Source organism: Pseudomonas sp. JDS28PS106, from assembly GCF_036706555.1.
Classification (GTDB): Bacteria; Pseudomonadota; Gammaproteobacteria; order Pseudomonadales; family Pseudomonadaceae; genus Aquipseudomonas.
Map to the genome: position 1 here is coordinate 1 of NZ_JBAJGT010000016.1, position 14,782 is coordinate 14,782.

Sequence of the window (14,782 nt, forward strand, 5' to 3'; positions counted from 1 at the left end):
AGTCCGGTACAATTTCGAACACAGGCGATGAATTTTTAACGTTTCTCGTCCAACTTTTGGGGGTCAGTCCAGGCTTTGGTTACTTTCCCCGAAAGGAAAGTGACCCGGCCGTAAGGGCCGGAACCAGGAGGTCCAGCACACGCGATAATGGATATGCTCGCAAGCCGGGTTCGCGCCACCTCAACGATATCGGTGTTGCCTCCGTCGCAGGCAATGCGATCCCCTTGTCTGCTGCCGGACAGCGCGGCGCTATGGCGGCGGGCGGTCTACGAGTGGGAAGGCCTACCGCCGCCCGAAATCGCCCCGCCGCTGCCGCAACCATTCAAGATCCTCCGGGCGGGTGACCTTGATGTTGTCGGACCGGCCTTCCACCAGACGCGGCGACTGCCCGGCCCACTCGATGGCGGATGCTTCGTCGGTAATGCTGACGTTGGAGACCTTGCCATCGGCCAACGCGCGATGCAGTGCGCCAAGCCGGAACATCTGCGGCGTGTACGCTTGCCAGATCAGACTGCGATCCACGGTTTCGGCGACCCGACCGTCGAGGCCGACGCGCTTGAGCGTGTCCCGCGCCGGCACGGCAAGCAAGCCGCCGACCGGATCGTCCGCCAGCTCGCTCAGCAGATTGTCCAGATCGCTGCGCGCCAGGTTCGGACGCGCAGCATCGTGCACCAGCACCCAGTCGTCATCGCTGGCGCCCTGGGCATGCAGATGCAGCAACGCATTGAGCACTGAGTCCGAGCGTTCCTTGCCACCGTCTACCCGTTGAATGCGGGAATCCAGAGCGCAAGGCAGCGCGGGCCAGTACGGGTCATCCGCGGCCAGACTGATGACCAGCCCCTTGAGGCGCGGATGATCGAGAAAACACAGCAGGCTGTGTTCGAGAATAGTGAGAGCGCCCAGTTGCAGGTACTGCTTGGGACGATCGGCTGCCATGCGAGCGCCCACGCCCGCCGCAGGAATGACTGCCCAGAAGGCAGGAAGAAAGGCTTTCATCGGGTCATTGCGCCAGCTGGTAGAGGGTTTCGCCGTCCTTGACCATGCCCAGCTCGTGCCGGGCCCGCTCTTCGACGGTTTCCAGACCTTTTTTCAACTCCATGACCTCGGCGTCCAGCACGCGGTTACGCTCCAGCAGACTTTCATTCTCGGCATGCTGGTCGGCGATCTGCTGAGTCAGGCTGGCGACCTGGGCCAGACTGCCATTGCCCACCCACAGGCGATACTGCAAACCGGCCAGCAGCAGGATCAGCACGAGGAACAACCAGTTAGGACTGCGCATTGAAATATCAGGTACCCGGTAAAAAAGACTGCAGAGCCGACACGATGAGCAAACGACCAAGGGCATTGAGCCTGACATAGGTCAGGCTCAATCACTCCCGAAAACACGGGAAGCGTCCGCGCCATGTTGCAGCTCAGCGCAGTTTCGCGCTTTCACTGCAACACGGGATGTCTTTTAACATTTACAGCTCAACCGCGAAACTCACCGCGACCACGATAGACGGCCTTGGCGCCCAGCTGCTCTTCGATACGCAGCAGCTGGTTGTACTTGGAAACGCGGTCGGAGCGGCACAGCGAACCGGTCTTGATCTGGCCGGCGGCGGTACCCACGGCCAGATCGGCAATGGTGGAGTCTTCGGTTTCGCCCGAGCGGTGCGAGATCACGGCGGTATAACCGGCGGCCTTGGCCATCTGGATGGCTTCCAGCGTTTCGGTCAGGGTACCGATCTGGTTGAACTTGATCAGGATCGAGTTGGCGATCTTTTTGTCGATGCCTTCCTTGAGGATCTTGGTATTGGTCACGAACAGGTCGTCACCGACCAGTTGCACTTTTTCGCCGATTTTGTCGGTCAGGACTTTCCAGCCAGCCCAGTCGGATTCGTCCAGACCGTCTTCGATAGAAATGATCGGGTAGCGGCTGGTCAGGCCCGCCAGGTAGTCGGCGAAACCGGCGGCGTCGAAAGACTGACCTTCGCCCGACAGGTTGTACTTGCCGCCTTCGTAGAATTCGCTGGCAGCGCAGTCCAGAGCCAGGGTCACGTCAGTGCCCAGCTTGTAGCCGGCATTGGCAACGGCTTCGGCGATCGCGCCCAGGGCGTCTTCGTTGGAAGCCAGGTTAGGCGCGAATCCACCTTCGTCACCGACCGCAGTGTTCAGGCCACGGGCTTTCAGCACGGCCTTGAGGTGATGGAAAATCTCGGTGCCCATGCGCAGTGCGTCGGCGAAAGTCTTCGCGCCGACCGGCTGAACCATGAATTCCTGGATATCGATGTTGTTATCGGCATGCTCGCCGCCGTTGATGATGTTCATCATCGGGACCGGCATCGAATATACGCCCGGAGTGCCATTGAGGTTGGCGATGTGCGCGTACAGCGGCAGATCCTGGTCTTGAGCGGCCGCCTTGGCCGCGGCCAGAGACACGGCGAGAATCGCGTTGGCGCCCAGGCTTGCCTTGTTTTCGGTACCGTCCAGCGTGATCATCGCCTGGTCCAGTGCCTTCTGGTCCACCGGGTCCTTGCCCAGCAGCAGGTCGCGGATCGGACCGTTGATGTTCGCCACAGCCTTGAGGACACCCTTGCCCAGATAACGGCTCTTGTCGCCATCGCGCAGCTCGAGCGCTTCGCGCGAGCCGGTTGAAGCACCGGACGGCGCACAGGCTGTGCCGATGATGCCGTTGTCGAGCAGTACATCTGCTTCCACGGTGGGGTTGCCACGGGAGTCGAGAACTTCACGACCTTTGATGTCGACGATTTTTGCCATTGTTGTAAACACTCCAAGATTGACGTAAACGACACAGCTGGGAAACGTAAACGATGATCAGGCACTAAAAAGGCAGAGCCCGAATACGACGACCCCGTCACGAATGACGGGGAACGGCACTTTACCGGAGAACCTGATCAAGCGGTCTCTACGATCGGAAAACTTTTCACAAGTTCATCCAGTGACTTGAGCTGGGCCAGGAAGGGCTCCAGCTTGTCCAGGCGCAAGGCGCATGGACCGTCGCATTTGGCATTGTCCGGATCCGGGTGGGCTTCAAGGAACAACCCCGCCAGATTCTGGCTCAGGCCGGCCTTGGCCAGATCCAGCACCTGGGCGCGGCGGCCGCCGGCGGAATCGGAGCGCCCGCCCGGCATCTGCAGGGCGTGGGTCACGTCGAAGAACACCGGATAGTCGAACTGCTTCATGATGCCGAAGCCGAGCATGTCCACGACCAGATTGTTGTAACCGAAGCTGGAGCCCCGCTCGCAGAGGATCAACTGATCATTACCTGCCTCTTCGCACTTGGTCAGGATGTGCTTCATTTCCTGAGGCGCGAGGAACTGGGCTTTCTTGATGTTGATCACCGCGCCGGTCTTGGCCATCGCCACGACCAGATCGGTCTGGCGCGACAGGAAGGCCGGCAGCTGGATGATGTCACAGACTTCGGCCACCGGAGCCGCCTGATGCGGCTCGTGGACGTCGGTGATCAGCGGCACGTTGAAGGTGCGTTTGATCTCTTCGAAGATCCGCAGGCCCTCTTCCATGCCCGGCCCCCGGTAGGAGTTGACCGAGGAACGGTTTGCCTTGTCGAAACTGGCCTTGAACACGTAGGGGATGCCGAGCTTCTCGGTGACCCGTACGTATTCTTCGCAGACCTGCATCGCCATGTCGCGGGATTCGAGCACGTTCATGCCACCGAACAAGACCATGGGCTTGTCGTTGGCAATCTCGATGGAACCTACGCGAATGATTTTCTGAGCCATTTCCTGGAATCTCTGTCAGGTGTTCTTCTGATGCTGAGCCAGCGCTGCCTTGACGAAGCCGCTGAACAGCGGGTGCCCGTCACGGGGAGTCGAGGTGAACTCTGGGTGGAACTGGCAAGCGACGAACCATGGATGATCCGGAGCCTCGACCACTTCAACCAGCGCGCCATCGCCGGATCGACCCGAGATTTTCAGGCCCGCTTCGATCAGCTGCGGCAGCAGGTTGTTGTTCACTTCATAGCGGTGACGGTGACGCTCGACGATGACATCGCTCGCGTAGCACGCATGCACCAGCGAGCCGGCTTCCAGCTGGCATTCCTGCGCGCCCAAACGCATGGTGCCGCCCAGGTCGGATGCTTCGGTGCGGGTTTCGACCGCGCCGGTGGCGTCGGCCCATTCGGTGATCAGACCCACGACCGGATGCGCGCCATTGCGATCGAACTCAGTGGAGTTGGCATCTTTCCAGCCCAGCACATTACGCGCGAACTCGATGACCGCCACCTGCATGCCCAGGCAGATACCCAGGTAAGGCACCTTGTTCTCGCGAGCGAACTGCACCGCCGTGATTTTGCCTTCGACACCGCGCAGACCGAAGCCGCCTGGAACCAGGATCGCATCCACGCCTTCGAGCAGGCCGGTGCCCTGATTCTCGATGTCTTCGGAATCGATGTAACGCAGGTTGACCTTGGTACGGTTGGTGATGCCGGCGTGGCTCATCGCTTCGATCAGCGACTTGTACGCATCGAGCAGCTCCATGTACTTGCCGACCATCGCGATGGTGACTTCATGCTCGGGATTGAGCTTGGCATCGACGACCTTTTCCCATTCGGACAGGTCCGCGCCATTGCATTGCAGACCGAAGCGCTCGACGACGAAATCGTCCAGGCCCTGGGCGTGCAGAACAGCCGGGATCTTGTAGATGGTGTCGACGTCTTCCAGAGAAATGACCGCGCGCTCTTCAACGTTGGTGAACAACGCGATCTTGCGACGCGAGGACACGTCGACCGGATGATCGGAACGGCAGATCAGCACATCAGGCTGCAGGCCGATGGAGCGCAGCTCCTTGACCGAGTGCTGGGTAGGCTTGGTCTTGGTTTCGCCTGCGGTGGCGATGTACGGAACCAGCGTCAGGTGCATCAGCATCGCGCGCTTGGAACCGACTTCCACGCGCAACTGGCGAATGGCTTCGAGGAAAGGTTGCGACTCGATGTCGCCCACGGTGCCGCCGATCTCGACCAGCGCAACGTCGGCATCGCCGGCGCCCTTGATGATGCGGCGTTTGATTTCGTCGGTGATGTGCGGGATGACCTGAATGGTCGCGCCCAGGTAATCACCACGGCGCTCTTTGCGCAGGACGTGTTCGTAGACACGGCCGGTGGTGAAGTTGTTGTTCTGGGTCATGGTGGTGCGGATGAACCGCTCGTAGTGACCCAGATCGAGGTCGGTCTCGGCGCCGTCATGGGTGACGAAGACTTCACCATGCTGGAACGGGCTCATGGTGCCCGGGTCCACGTTGATGTAGGGGTCCAGCTTGAGCATGGTGACCTTAAGCCCCCTCGCCTCCAGGATGGCCGCCAATGAAGCCGAGGCAATGCCTTTCCCCAATGAAGAAACAACACCGCCCGTGACGAAGATGTAGCGCGTCATGAAAAACCCTAGAAGTCTGCGTTAAAGCGGTCAGAGCCGCCGGGGAAAGCGAAGGAAGGCCGAAGCCCCCGATTACCGACGAAATTCACGGTGCACTCCCGAAACTGCTGCGTTGAAACCGACCGGCCATAAGCCTGTCCATTGCGCGCCACATTTTAAGAATCGCCCAGCAAACACTGGTTGGTAACCGGCAACTCATGTCGCTCGAAAAGAGTCGACAGAAGCTGTATCAAGAAGGGAGCGTAGTCTACCTGAAAGCCCCTTTCAGCTCAAACATTGGTCGCTCGTCGGTGCGACCCACTGTAAACGCCAGTTTCCAGCACTGTGGCCGTCCAGGCCGGGGATGCCGGCGACCGCGACCAACTGTCCGTCGGCATGCAGCAGCGGCAATCGGCCGCGGACGAACGCAGGCACCCCGCGCTCGTTGAGCAGGCGCTTGAGATCACGCCGTCCACGACCGGGCATCGACAGGATCTCACCGCCCACCCGGTAACGCACTTCCAGCGCGCCGCCCGGGATATTTCCCGTGAGCGTTACATGACCGTTACCCGCAAGAGCCAGGGCGCGGTCCGGCGCAGGCCATGGCGCCGGGGTCTGCGCCGGCATGGGCCAGCTGTCGGGCAACCACCATAGATGAGTGTCGGCGCGGTGCAACCCGCCATCGGCCAGCGCCCAGACCGGACGTGCTGCTTCGCCTGCGTCTCGCAAGGATTCCCACCCTGCCCAGTGATCGGTGTCCGGGAGGCGGGTGAAACCGGCCAGCCAGTGGCGCAGCGCATTGCGCTGACGCGCCGGCGAAAGTGCCGCCAGCGGAGCAAGCGCCAATACCGGCAAGCCGAGCATCGCCCAGGGTGTGCGGGGACGAGCAGCGCGCAGATCTTCTTCCGCCAGCGCTTCCAACAGTTCCTGTGCCTCGCGCAAGTGCGCGGCGGTCCGTGCCATGCTCTGTCCCGCCTGAGGCCAGCGCTCACTCAACAGAGGCATGACCTGGTTGCGCAGGAAATTGCGCGCATGCTGCTCATCCCCGTTGCTCGGGTCCTCGATCCAGCTCAGGTCATGAAGATGCGCATAACGCTTCAGCTCGGCCCGTGACACGCCCAGAAGCGGGCGGACCAGCGTACCCCTGCCCAGTGCGCGCTGTGATGCCATGGCCGCCAGACCCCGTACTCCCGCGCCGCGCAACAGGCGAAACAACACGGTTTCAGCCTGATCGTCCCGGTGCTGGCCGGTGAGCAACAGCTCGCCCTCGCCCAGCGCGTCTGTGAACGCGGCGTAACGCGCCTCCCGAGCCGCGCGTTCGAGACTGGCGCCCTTCGCGACCTCGACATGAATCACCTGCAGGGGAACGCCCAGCGCTTCGCACACCACGCGGCAGTGCGCAGGCCAGGCATCGGCCGCCGCTTGCAGTCCGTGGTGGATGTGGATGGCGTTGAGGGGAGGAAGAGGTTGCTGCCGGGACAGAGTGGCGAGCACGTGGAGCAGAACAGTGGAATCCAGGCCGCCGGAGAATCCCACGTGCCAGACAGGCGCTTTACGCCAGGGGGTCAGGGACTGCAGGACCCTGGCGGGGAGGTCATGACCGGTGGGTGCGGGGCGGGTCATGTGAATGCATCATCCTGAACCGGTTATCGCCAGCAAGCTGGCTCCTACAGGAGCCAGCTTGCTGGCGATGCCATCAGAGGCCGTAGCTCATCAGACGGTCGTAACGACGCTTGAGCAGCGCGTCGTTGTCCAGTTCACGCAGCATGGCCAACTGGCTGCCCAGCTCTTCGCGAATGGTGGCCGAGGCGGCTACCGGGTCACGATGCGCGCCGCCCAGCGGCTCGTTGATCACCTTGTCGACGATACCCAGGCCTTTGAGGCGCTCGGCCGTGATGCCCATGGCTTCGGCTGCGTCCGGCGCCTTTTCCGCAGTTTTCCAGAGGATCGAGGCGCAGCCTTCCGGCGAGATCACCGAATAGGTCGAATATTGCAGCATGTTCAGCTGGTCGCACACGCCGATCGCCAGCGCGCCGCCCGAACCGCCTTCACCGATCACGGTCGCGATGATCGGCGTTTTCAGGCGCGCCATGACGCGCAGGTTCCAGGCGATGGCCTCGCTCTGGTTGCGTTCTTCGGCGTCGATGCCCGGGTAGGCGCCCGGCGTGTCGATGAAGGTCAGGATCGGCATCTTGAAGCGCTCGGCCATCTCCATCAGACGGCAAGCCTTGCGGTAGCCCTCGGGACGCGGCATGCCGAAGTTGCGGCGCACCTTCTCACGAACTTCCCGGCCTTTCTGATGACCGATCACCATGACCGGCTGACCATCGAGACGAGCGGTGCCGCCTACGATCGCGGCATCATCGGAGAAATGACGGTCGCCGTGCAGCTCTTCGAACTCGGTGAAAATGTTCTCGATGTAATCCAGGGTGTAGGGACGACGCGGGTGACGCGCCATGCGCGCGATCTGCCAGCTGGTCAGGTTGCCGAAGATACTTTCGGTGAGCGTATTGCTCTTGTCTTGCAGGCGGGAGATTTCATCGCTGATGTTCAGCGAGTTGTCGTTACCCACCAGGCGCAGTTCTTCGATCTTGGCCTGCAAGTCAGCGATAGGCTGTTCGAAATCAAGAAAATTCGGGTTCATAGGCATCCGTCTTGGGTCGACGGCCAAGAGGCCGGCCGGTTGATCCGTCTGCGCCCTTCCAATGGGAAACGGGCGCGGTCAGGTCGATATTTTAAATTCAGGGCTGAGCCTACAGCTTCAGCGATACTGCAGGAAGACGTTCTCACGTCCGAACTGGTCACGCAGAGCTTGAATCAAGCTGTCGGCCGGATCAATCCGCCAGGCTTCGCCGAACTGCAGCAATGCCCTGGCGTCCTGGCCGGTGTAGTCGACAGTGATCGGGCACGCGCCGCGATGTTTCTTGCACAGGTCCCCGAGCCAGCGCAACCGGTCGCCCTTGAGCGCATCGGCATGCACCGTCACCCGCAGGCTTTCGGCGAGATTGGTGCGTGCATCCTCGATGCTCATCACCCGCTTGGCGCGAAGACGCAGGCCGCCGGAGAAATCGTCATTGCTCACCTCGCCTTCCACTACCACCATAGCATCGGTCTGCAGCAGCGACTGCGCCGTGTGGAAAGCTTCGGCGAACAGCGAGGCCTCGATTCGTCCCGAGCGGTCGTCCAGGGTGATGAACCCCATCTTGTCGCCCTTCTTGTTCTTCATGACCCGCAGGGCAATGATCAGCCCCGCCACCGTCTGCGTGTCCCGCGCCGGTTTGAGGTCAATGATGCGCTGGCGGGCGAAACGCCGGATCTCGCCTTCATATTCGTCTATGGGGTGACCGGTCAGATACAGACCCAGAGTTTCCTTCTCGCCGCGCAGACGATCCTTGAGGCTCAGCTCGCGGGTCCGGCGATGATTGGCGTAGACATCGGCATCGGCCTCGACGAACAGGCCGCCGAACAGGTCCGAGTGACCGCTGTCATGGCTGCGCGCGGTCTGTTCCGCGGCCTGTATCGCTTCTTCAAGCGCAGCCAGCAGCACCGAACGGTTACGGTCGATATTGGCCTGATAAGCCTTGGGCTCCAGTTCGAAGTACGGACCCAGCCGGTCGAGCGCGCCGCTGCGGATCAGGCCGTCCAGCGTACGCTTGTTGACCCGCTTGAGATCGACACGGGCGCAGAAGTCGAACAGGTCCTTGAACGGACCGTTCTGCCGCGCCTCGGTGATGGCTTCCACTGGTCCTTCGCCCACACCCTTGATCGCACCCAGACCATAGAGAATCCGGCCATCGTCGCTCACCGTGAACTTGAACTCGGAGATGTTCACGTCCGGCGCGTCGAGGCGCAGCTTCATGGTGCGCACTTCTTCGATCAAGGTCACGACCTTGTCGGTGTTGTGCATGTCCGCCGACAGCACCGCGGCCATGAACGGCGCCGGGTAGTGCGTCTTGAGCCACGCGGTCTGGTAGGACACCAGTCCGTAGGCCGCGGAGTGAGACTTGTTGAAGCCGTAACCGGCGAATTTCTCCACCAGGTCGAAAATATTACCGGCCAGGTCCGGATCGATGTTGTTGGACTTGCAGCCTTCGATGAAGCCGCCACGTTGCTTGGCCATCTCCTCGGGCTTTTTCTTGCCCATCGCGCGGCGGAGCATGTCCGCGCCGCCAAGGGTGTAGCCGGCCATTACCTGGGCGATCTGCATCACCTGTTCCTGATACAGGATGATGCCGTAGGTCGGTGCCAGCACCGGCTTGAGGCCTTCGTACTGGTAATCGACGTGCGGGTAGGACAGTTCCGCCCTGCCGTGTTTACGGTTGATGAAGTCGTCCACCATGCCCGATTGCAGCGGGCCGGGACGGAACAGCGCCACCAGTGCGATCAGGTCTTCCAGGCAGTCGGGCTTGAGCTTTTTGATCAGCTCTTTCATGCCTCGGGATTCAAGCTGGAACACCGCCGTGGTTTCCGCACGCTGGAGCAGCTGGTAGGTCGGCAGGTCGTCCAGCGGAATGAACGCGATGTCCAACGGTTCTTCGTTGGTCTTGGCGCGGTCGCGGTTGATGGTCTTGAGTGCCCAGTCGATGATCGTCAGCGTCCGCAGGCCAAGGAAGTCGAACTTCACCAGACCGGCCGCCTCGACGTCGTCCTTGTCGAACTGGGTCACCAGGCCGTCGCCTTCCTCGTCGCAGTAGATCGGCGAGAAGTCGGTCAGCTTGGTGGGCGCGATGACCACGCCCCCCGCATGCTTGCCGACGTTACGCACCACGCCTTCAAGCTTGAGGGCCATTTCCCAGATTTCAGCCGCTTCCTCATCCACCTTGAGGAAATCGCGCAGGATTTCTTCCTGCTCATAGGCCTTTTCGAGAGTCATGCCCACTTCGAACGGAATCATCTTCGACAGACGATCCGCCAGTCCATAGGACTTGCCCTGCACGCGCGCCACGTCGCGCACCACTGCCTTGGCCGCCATCGAACCGAAGGTAATGATCTGGCTCACCGCGTTGCGGCCGTACTTCTCGGCCACGTACTCGATCACCCGGTCGCGGCCATCCATGCAGAAGTCGACGTCGAAGTCGGGCATGGAAACCCGCTCGGGGTTGAGGAAGCGTTCGAACAGCAGGTCGTATTCCAGAGGATCGAGGTCGGTGATCTTCTGTACGTAAGCCACCAGCGATCCCGCGCCCGAACCACGGCCAGGGCCGACCGGCACGCCATTGTTCTTGGCCCACTGGATGAAGTCCATGACGATCAGGAAGTATCCGGGGAAGCCCATCTGGATGATGATATCCAGCTCGAAATTCAGCCGGTCGACATAGACCTGACGCCTGGCTTCGTAGTCTTCGGTGGTGTCCTTGGGCAGCAGTACCGCCAGACGCTCTTCGAGTCCTTCGAACGACACCTTGCGGAAATACTCATCGATGGTCATACCATCAGGAATCGGGAAGTTGGGCAGGAAGTGGGTGCCCAGCTTGACGTCGATATTGCAGCGCTTGGCGATTTCGACCGTGTTTTCCAGCGCTTCGGGCAGATCACTGAACAACTCGGCCATTTCTTCCGCGCTTTTCAGGTATTGCTGGTCGCTGTAGTTGTGCGAACGGCGCGGGTCGTCGAGGGCGCGACCTTCGCCGATGCACACGCGGGTTTCGTGGGCCTCGAAATCGGATTGCTTGATGAAGCGCACGTCGTTGGTGGCGACCAGTGGCGCGCCGTGGCGCTCGGCCAGCGCTACCGCAGCATGCAGATGTTCCTCGTCGTTGGCGCGATTGGTGCGCTGCACTTCGATGTAAAAGCGATCAGGAAACACTGCCATCCATTTGCGCAGCAACTCGTCGGCCTCGCCAGGGTTGCCGCCCAGCAGCGCCATGCCGATTTCGCCTTCCTTTGCCGCAGACAGTGCGATCAGACCTTCGCTGGCTTCGGCGACCCACTCCGGCTGAACGATGACCAGCCCGTTGCGCTGCCCGTCCATGAAGCCGCGGGAAATGAGCTCGGTGAGATTGCGGTAGCCCAGCGGGTTCATCACCAGCAGGCTGATCCGGCTCAGGGGAGCATCGGCGTCGCGCCCGGCGAGCCACAGGTCGGCGCCGCAGATCGGCTTGATACCCGCGCCCTGCGCCGCTTTGTAGAACTTGACCAGCGAGCACATGTTGTTCTGGTCGGTCACCGCTACCGCCGGCATATTCATGGCGGTCAGCGCCTTGACCAGTGGCTTGACCCGCACCAGGCCATCGACCAGCGAATATTCGGTGTGCAGGCGCAGATGAACGAAAGAAGCCGGCATGGTGATCCTATAGCGGGTAGACACGAAAAACGGAGGTCGGGATTGTAGCGATCCCTGCGGCAAACGTCAGTTCTGAAGCAGACCGAAGGACATGCCCGGCGCAGTCGCCAGCATCGCTTCCCGCGCCTCGTAGGCGGCTCTGACCGGAGCGAACGAGCGGCGATGAATCGGCGTCGGCCCCAGGCGGGCCAGCGCTTCGAGGTGCACCGGCGTGGGGTAGCCCTTGTGGCCGCCCATGCCATAACCGGGATAGACCAGTTCGTGAGCGGACATTTCCCGGTCACGGCTGACCTTGGCGAGAATCGAGGCTGCGGCGATGGCCGGCACCTTGGCGTCACCCTGAATGACCGGCGCGGACGGCACCGACAGTTGCGGGCAGCGATTACCGTCGATCAACGCCAGCTTTGGGGTAATGCTCAGGCCTTCGACGGCGCGCTTCATGGCGAGCATGGTGGCGTGCAGGATGTTGAGACTGTCGATCTCTTCAACCTCGGCCCGCGCGATGAACCAGCACAGGGCCTTTTCGCGAATCTCGTCGAACAGTCGTTCCCGCCTGGCCTCGGTGAGCTTCTTGGAATCGTTGAGCCCCAGGATCGGGCGAGCCGGATCGAGAATGACCGCGGCCGTGACCACGGCGCCGCACAGCGGTCCGCGACCCACTTCGTCGACTCCGGCCACCAGGTCTTCGACCAGATTGAAATCCAGGCCCATTTGCATCGATGAAACACTCATGGTGAAAGTGGCCGTCCGATCAGGTCCAGCACGGCTTCGGCCGCCTGGTTGGAAGCGTCGCGGCGCAGGGTTCGATGGATTTCGTCGAATCCCGTGGTCTGTCCCTGGCCGCCCTCGATCAGCGGCAGCAACGTTTGTGCCAGCGCATCCGGGGTCGCCGCGTCCTGCAACAGTTCCGGCACCAGCATGCGCTGGGCCAACAGGTTGGGCAGCGATACGTAAGGGCTTTTGACCATCCGCTTGAGAATCCAGAAGGTAACCGGCGCCAGCTTGTAGGCAACCACCATCGGTCGTTTGTACAGCAGGGCTTCCAGAGTCGCCGTGCCCGAGGCAATCAATACCGCGTCGCAGGCCGCCAGCGCCAGATGCGATTGCCCGTCGAGCAGGGTCACGGGCAAGCTGCGCCCTTCCAGCAACTGCTCGATCTGCGCGCGGCGCTGCGGGCTGGCGCAGGGCAACACGAAACGTAGTCCGGGCTTTTGCGCCAGCAGCTTTTCAGCCGTGTCGAAAAACAGCGCACCGAGGCGCCCGACTTCGCCACCTCGACTGCCGGGCATCAGCGCCACGACCGGACCTTCGCCCAGACCCAGCGCCACGCGCGCGGCGCCCCGGTCAGCATCCAGTGGAATGGTGTCGGCCAGCGGATGGCCGACGAACCGCACTGGAACACCCTGCTCTTCGTAGAACCGGGCTTCGAACGGCAACAGCGTCAGCATCAGGTCGCAGCCCTCGCGAATCTTCAGCACCCGTTTCTGACGCCAGGCCCAGACGGATGGGCTGACGTAATGCGCGGTCTTGATTCCTGCGCGGCGCAGTTGCAACTCGATATTAAGGGTGAAGTCCGGAGCGTCGATGCCGATGAACACGTCAGGGCGAGCGTCAATCAACGTCTGGACCAGCAGTTTGCGCCGGGCCAGCAGCTCGCGCAGCCGACCGAGCACCTCCACCAGTCCCATGACCGACAGGCGCTCCATGGGAAAGTACGAGTTCATGCCCTCGGCCTCCATCAGCGGGCCACCGACACCCATGAACTGGGCGTCCGGATGCCGAGCCTTGATGGCGCGCATCAGACCGGAACCGAGGATGTCGCCGGAGGCCTCGCCCGCCACCAGGGCGATACGCAGTGGAGTGCTCATGATCAGCGGGTGATACCGCGGGTCGACGACTGGATCGATTGCAGGAACAACGCGACCTCGGGATGCCGGGCAGCCGGTTCAGCCAGCTCGGCGACGGCCTGATCGATGGTCAGGCCCTGGCGATAGACAGTCTTGTACGCGCGACGCAGTGCATGGATGGCCTGATCGTCGAACCCGCGACGGCGCATGCCTTCGAAGTTCATGCTGCGTGCCTCGGCAGGGTTGCCGAATACGGTCACGAACGCCGGAACGTCCTTGCCGATGGCCGTGCCCATGCCCGAAAAGCTGTGGGCGCCGATATGGCAGAACTGATGCACCAGGGTAAAACCGGACAGGATCGCCCAGTCGCCGACGTGCACGTGGCCGGCCAGTGCAGTGTTGTTCACCAGGATGCAGTGGTTGCCGATCACACTGTCATGACCAATGTGGGCATAGGCCATGATCAGGTTGTGATCACCCAGTGTGGTTTCAGCACGGTCCTGGATCGTCCCGCGATGGATGGTCACACCCTCGCGAATGACGTTATGGTCGCCGATCACCAGACGCGTGGCTTCACCCTTGTACTTGAGATCAGGGGTGTCTTCGCCAACCGAGGAAAACTGGTAGATACGGTTGTGCTTGCCGATCCGGGTCGGGCCCTTGAGGACCACGTGCGGACCGATCACTGTACCCTCGCCAATTTCCACACCGGCTCCGATGATCGACCAGGGGCCGACCTCCACGTTGTCGGCCAGCACGGCCGTCGGATCGATGATTGCGCGAGAGTCAATCAAACTCATAGCTTACGTTCCGCACAGATGATTTCTGCCGAGCATACAGGCTTGCCGTCTACCGTCGCCTGGCATTCGAACTTCCAGATCTGACGCTTGCTGCTCAGGAACCTGGCTTCCAGCACAAGTTGGTCGCCTGGCAGTACCGGCTGGCGGAAACGCAGTTTGTCGGAGCCGACGAAATAGTACAGAGTGCCATCGGAAGGCTTGGTATCGAGCATCTTGAAGGCCAGGATACCCGCAGCCTGGGCCATCGCTTCAATGATCAGTACACCCGGCATGATCGGGTGCTGAGGGAAATGACCCTCGAAGAAAGGCTCGTTGACGCTGACATTCTTGTAGGCGCGAATGGTTTGATTTTCGACATCCAGCTCGGTTACCCGGTCCACCAGAAGGAACGGGTAACGATGAGGCAGGTATTCGCGTATTTCTGTGATGTCCATCATTTCGAGGGGAAGCCTGTAGTAAAGATAGGAAGTGCCGCGATTGCGCAGC

General features: G+C 61.5%; 12 protein-coding genes. All 12 read right to left on the reverse strand.

The features are described from left to right. Positions 1–282 precede the first annotated feature (282 nt). Complete coding sequence (ispD, locus tag TRP66_RS20455; RefSeq protein ID WP_333406543.1) at positions 283–996, reverse strand: 2-C-methyl-D-erythritol 4-phosphate cytidylyltransferase; 714 nt, start codon at positions 994–996, stop codon at positions 283–285. Between the two features lie 4 nt (positions 997–1,000). Further along, a complete protein-coding gene (gene ftsB, locus TRP66_RS20460) occupies positions 1,001–1,285 on the reverse strand; it encodes a cell division protein FtsB (protein ID WP_333406713.1) in 285 nt (94 codons plus the stop codon). A 182-nt stretch (positions 1,286–1,467) separates the two neighbouring features. Continuing rightward, positions 1,468–2,757, reverse strand: a complete 1,290-nt coding sequence (eno, locus tag TRP66_RS20465; RefSeq protein ID WP_333406544.1) for a phosphopyruvate hydratase — start codon at positions 2,755–2,757, stop codon at positions 1,468–1,470. 137 nt (positions 2,758–2,894) lie between these two features. Continuing rightward, entirely contained in the window at positions 2,895–3,740 is an 846-nt protein-coding gene (gene kdsA / locus TRP66_RS20470; protein WP_333406546.1) for a 3-deoxy-8-phosphooctulonate synthase, read from the reverse strand. A 15-nt stretch (positions 3,741–3,755) separates the two neighbouring features. Beyond that, a complete protein-coding gene (locus TRP66_RS20475; protein ID WP_333406548.1) occupies positions 3,756–5,387 on the reverse strand; it encodes a CTP synthase in 1,632 nt (543 codons plus the stop codon). Positions 5,388–5,651: 264 nt separating this feature from the next. Continuing rightward, positions 5,652–6,989: a tRNA lysidine(34) synthetase TilS gene (gene tilS / locus TRP66_RS20480; protein ID WP_333406551.1), complete on the reverse strand. Its 1,338-nt coding sequence runs from the start codon at positions 6,987–6,989 to the stop codon at positions 5,652–5,654. Positions 6,990–7,062: 73 nt separating this feature from the next. Beyond that, positions 7,063–8,010 (reverse strand): acetyl-CoA carboxylase carboxyltransferase subunit alpha, encoded by a 948-nt coding sequence (locus TRP66_RS20485; RefSeq protein ID WP_333406553.1) that lies wholly within the window; start codon positions 8,008–8,010, stop codon positions 7,063–7,065. Between the two features lie 117 nt (positions 8,011–8,127). Further along, on the reverse strand, positions 8,128–11,649 hold the full coding sequence (gene dnaE, locus TRP66_RS20490) for a DNA polymerase III subunit alpha (RefSeq protein WP_333406555.1): 3,522 nt from the start codon (positions 11,647–11,649) through the stop codon (positions 8,128–8,130). Positions 11,650–11,715: 66 nt separating this feature from the next. Then, positions 11,716–12,366, reverse strand: a complete 651-nt coding sequence (gene rnhB, locus TRP66_RS20495; protein WP_333406715.1) for a ribonuclease HII — start codon at positions 12,364–12,366, stop codon at positions 11,716–11,718. An 11-nt stretch (positions 12,367–12,377) separates the two neighbouring features. Beyond that, positions 12,378–13,517 carry a lipid-A-disaccharide synthase gene (lpxB, locus tag TRP66_RS20500; RefSeq protein ID WP_333406557.1) on the reverse strand — a complete coding sequence of 380 codons (1,140 nt, stop codon included), beginning with the start codon at positions 13,515–13,517 and terminating at the stop codon, positions 12,378–12,380. A 2-nt stretch (positions 13,518–13,519) separates the two neighbouring features. Continuing rightward, the gene (gene lpxA / locus TRP66_RS20505) at positions 13,520–14,296 is read right to left on the reverse strand and encodes an acyl-ACP--UDP-N-acetylglucosamine O-acyltransferase (protein ID WP_333406559.1); all 777 of its coding nucleotides are present in this window, start codon (positions 14,294–14,296) and stop codon (positions 13,520–13,522) included. After that, positions 14,293–14,733, reverse strand: coding sequence for a 3-hydroxyacyl-ACP dehydratase FabZ (gene fabZ / locus TRP66_RS20510; protein WP_333406561.1), 441 nt, complete (start codon positions 14,731–14,733; stop codon positions 14,293–14,295). Before fabZ ends, lpxA begins: the two co-directional genes overlap by 4 nt. Positions 14,734–14,782 lie beyond the last annotated feature (49 nt).

Excerpts from the sequence above, each read along its gene's own strand:
- ispD (WP_333406543.1), bottom strand. The coding sequence starts at position 996 with ATGAAAGCCTTTCTTCCTGCCTTCTGGGCAGTCATTCCTGCGGCGGGC.
- eno (WP_333406544.1), bottom strand. The coding sequence starts at position 2,757 with ATGGCAAAAATCGTCGACATCAAAGGTCGTGAAGTTCTCGACTCCCGT.
- kdsA (WP_333406546.1), bottom strand. The coding sequence starts at position 3,740 with ATGGCTCAGAAAATCATTCGCGTAGGTTCCATCGAGATTGCCAACGAC.
- TRP66_RS20475 (WP_333406548.1), bottom strand. The coding sequence starts at position 5,387 with ATGACGCGCTACATCTTCGTCACGGGCGGTGTTGTTTCTTCATTGGGG.
- tilS (WP_333406551.1), bottom strand. The coding sequence starts at position 6,989 with ATGACCCGCCCCGCACCCACCGGTCATGACCTCCCCGCCAGGGTCCTG.
- TRP66_RS20485 (WP_333406553.1), bottom strand. The coding sequence starts at position 8,010 with ATGAACCCGAATTTTCTTGATTTCGAACAGCCTATCGCTGACTTGCAG.
- dnaE (WP_333406555.1), bottom strand. The coding sequence starts at position 11,649 with ATGCCGGCTTCTTTCGTTCATCTGCGCCTGCACACCGAATATTCGCTG.
- rnhB (WP_333406715.1), bottom strand. The coding sequence starts at position 12,366 with ATGCAAATGGGCCTGGATTTCAATCTGGTCGAAGACCTGGTGGCCGGA.
- lpxB (WP_333406557.1), bottom strand. The coding sequence starts at position 13,517 with ATGAGCACTCCACTGCGTATCGCCCTGGTGGCGGGCGAGGCCTCCGGC.
- lpxA (WP_333406559.1), bottom strand. The coding sequence starts at position 14,296 with ATGAGTTTGATTGACTCTCGCGCAATCATCGATCCGACGGCCGTGCTG.
- fabZ (WP_333406561.1), bottom strand. The coding sequence starts at position 14,733 with ATGATGGACATCACAGAAATACGCGAATACCTGCCTCATCGTTACCCG.